This window comes from Bradyrhizobium sp., assembly GCF_049691595.1.
Classification (GTDB): domain Bacteria; phylum Pseudomonadota; class Alphaproteobacteria; order Rhizobiales; family Xanthobacteraceae; genus Bradyrhizobium.
Map to the genome: position 1 here is coordinate 1 of NZ_JBAVNZ010000086.1, position 2,887 is coordinate 2,887.

A 2,887-nucleotide genomic window follows, 5' to 3' on the forward strand; every position below is an offset into this window, starting at 1 on the left:
GAAAGAGACAGCCGACGGTGTCCGCGCCGAATTCATCGACAAGGCGACCGGCAAATCGACAAGTCACCATCAAGGCGCGCTCTTGATCGCCGCCGACGGCATCCATTCCGCGATCCGCGAAAAGCTCTATCCGCAAGAAGGCCCGCCGATCTGGAACGGGCGAATCCTGTGGCGCGGCATCACCAAGAGCGACGCCTTCCTGTCCGGCCGCACCATGATCATGGCCGGCCACGAAATGCTGAAATTCGTCTGCTATCCGATCTCGAAGGCGCCCGACGCGTCGGGCAAATTCAGCATCAACTGGGTGGCCGAACGGCACATGCCGCCGACCTGGCAATGGCGGCGCGAGGACTACAACCGGACGGCAAGATTGGAAGAGTTTCTGCCGTGGTTTACGCACTGGAAGTTCGACTGGCTCGACGTCCCCGGCCTGATCCGCAACTGCCCGCGGGCCTACGAATATCCGCTGGTCGACCGTGATCCGATCCCGCAATGGACTTTTGGCCGCGTCACGCTGATGGGCGATGCCGCGCATCCGATGTACCCGATCGGTTCCAACGGCGCGTCGCAGGCGATTCTGGATGCCCGCGTGCTGACGCGGGAAATTCTGGCGCGAGGTCCAACCAATGCTGCGCTGGCGGCCTATGAGGCCGAGCGGCGGCCCGCGACCGCCGACCTTGTCATGCTGAACCGGCGCAACGGCCCCGAGCAGGTGATGCAGCTCGTCGAGGAACGCGCGCCCGACGGCTACGACGTCGTCACCGACGTGCTGTCGCTGAAGGAGCTGGAGGACATCGCCGCCAACTACAAGCGCGTCGCCGGCTTTCAGGTCGAAGGCCTCAACGCCAAGCCGCCGATCGTGACCATGCCCGCGCCGGGCCGGCTCGACAGCGCGGGATGACTTTCACGTCATTGCGAGCGCAGCGAAGCAATCCATCGCACCGCGAGGAAGAATGGATTGCTTCGTCGCTTACGCTCCTCGCAATGACAGCGTCGGTACATCTTGGGTAATTATCAACGTTACCGCCCGAGCCCGTGCGCGATCACCTTGCGCATGACATTGGGCAGCGCTTCATCGGCAAGCGTTGCGACCGGCACCCAGCGCATTCCCCTGGGCGTAGGCGTACGCGCGGCTGCCCTTGCGGTGTAGACCACAAGCTCCAGCGGAAAATGCGTAAAGACGTGGGTGACAACGCCGGCCTTGCGATGCCAGCGCGCGATGCCATTGGGCAACGGCGCCTGCATCAAGGCCGCCTTGTCGTCCTGTCCGGCGAGCCAGTCGGAGCCCGGCACTTCGGTCATGCCGCCGAGCAGGCCCTTTTCGGGCCGGGTGCGGACCAGCAATTCATTGCCGCGCGTGACGACGAAGGCGGCGCCGCGACGCAGCGCGCCCGATTTCTTCGGCGCCTTGCGCGGAAAGCTCTCCTGATCGCCGCGCGCGTGCGCGGCGCAATCGTCGTTCAGCGGGCACAGCGCGCAGGCCGGCTTCTTCGGCGTGCAGATCGACGAGCCGATATCCATCAGCGCTTGCGCGCTATCACCGGCGCGAGACTTCTCGTCGCCATCGCGGGACTGGCCAAGCAATGTCGTCGCCAGTTGTTGAATCAGCGGCTTCGCCTGCGGCAACGGTTCCTCGACCGCGAACAGCCGCGACACCACGCGCTCGATATTGCCGTCGACCGGCATGGTGCGACAACCGAACGCAATCGCCGCGATCGCCGCCGCGGTATAGGGACCGATTCCCGGCAGCGCCCGCAAACCTTCCTCGGTGCCGGGAAAGACGCCGCCGTGATCGCGCAGCACCGCCACCGCGCAGGCGTGCAGATTGCGCGCCCGCGAATAGTAACCGAGCCCGGCCCACATCCGCAGCACGTCGTCCTGCGACGCGCGCGCCAACGCAGCCACGTCGGGCCAGCGCGCCAAAAACTTCAGGAAATAGGGAGCTACGGTTTTGACCCCGGTCTGCTGCAGCATGATTTCCGACAGCCACACCCGGTACGGATCGGCGCTCTCGCCCGCCAGCGGCCGCCACGGCAGCCGGCGGCGATGGCGGTCGTACCAGTCCAGCAGCCGCGCGGGGCGGCCGGAAGCCATATCATCGTGATCGACGGATGGGACTTTCTTTCGCTTCCGCGCCGCACCTGATAAGGTCATGCCATTATATAACGTCGTTCCCGGATAGACCGAAGGTCCAGACCCGGAATCTCAAGAGGAAAACTCTTCCAGGTTTTGAGTTTGAAGGAGGGCCGGCGCGTGTCGAAATCGTCGACTACCATGTCCAGGGGCGGGCTGCTGCAAAACCCGCATCCGGGCGAAATCCTGCTCGAAGAGTTTCTCAAGCCGATGGGCCTCAGTCAGAATAGTTTGGCGCGTGCCGTCCATGTCGCGCCGCGCCGCATCAACGAGATCGTGCTGGGCAAGCGCGACATTACCGCCGACACCGACCTTCGGCTCGCGCGCTATTTCGGTCTGCCGGAAGGCTTCTTCCTTGGGCTGCAGATGGACTATGACCTGATGCAGCGGCGGCGCGAGATCGACCGCGATCTGAAGGCCATTCGCCCGCGCGCGGCATGATTTGGACTGCCCCCCAACAGCGGTGCTATAAACACCCATGTCCCGCCCCGGCCCGATCAGCGCAAGACCGCTTTCCGTCCTGCTCGCAGACGTGTTTTCCGACGCCTATGCCAGGCAGGGGTTCGCCGCGCGGGAACTGGTGACGCGCTGGGCGGAGATCGCCGGACGCGAGATCGCCGCCCATTCCGAGCCGCTGAAGATGCAGTGGCCGCGCCCGGTGGAGGGCCAGCCGCAGGAACCGGCGACGCTGGTGCTGCGGGTGGAAGGACCGATGGCGCTGGAGATCCAGCATTCCTCCGACATCATCCTGGAG

Annotated in this window: 4 protein-coding genes; 3 read left to right on the forward strand and 1 reads right to left on the reverse strand. The window is 64.9% G+C overall.

Annotation, left to right across the window (positions count from 1 at the left end; genetic code table 11):
• Positions 1-901: FAD-dependent monooxygenase (locus WCE35_RS04095; protein WP_424592065.1), on the forward strand; the 901-nt coding region annotated here is incomplete at its 5' end.
• A 119-nt stretch (positions 902-1,020) separates the two neighbouring features.
• On the opposite strand, the gene mutY is transcribed toward WCE35_RS04095, so the two are convergent.
• Complete coding sequence (gene mutY / locus WCE35_RS04100) at positions 1,021-2,154, reverse strand: A/G-specific adenine glycosylase (protein WP_424592066.1); 1,134 nt, start codon at positions 2,152-2,154, stop codon at positions 1,021-1,023.
• A gap of 99 nt (positions 2,155-2,253) precedes the next feature.
• Between mutY and WCE35_RS04105 the strand changes: the two genes are divergently transcribed.
• Both WCE35_RS04105 and WCE35_RS04110 read left to right on the forward strand, forming a co-directional pair.
• Positions 2,254-2,574: a HigA family addiction module antitoxin gene (locus tag WCE35_RS04105; RefSeq protein WP_424592067.1), complete on the forward strand. Its 321-nt coding sequence runs from the start codon at positions 2,254-2,256 to the stop codon at positions 2,572-2,574.
• A gap of 37 nt (positions 2,575-2,611) precedes the next feature.
• Positions 2,612-2,887, forward strand: a 276-nt coding sequence (locus tag WCE35_RS04110) for a DciA family protein (protein ID WP_424592068.1), incomplete at its 3' end; no start/stop codon positions are given.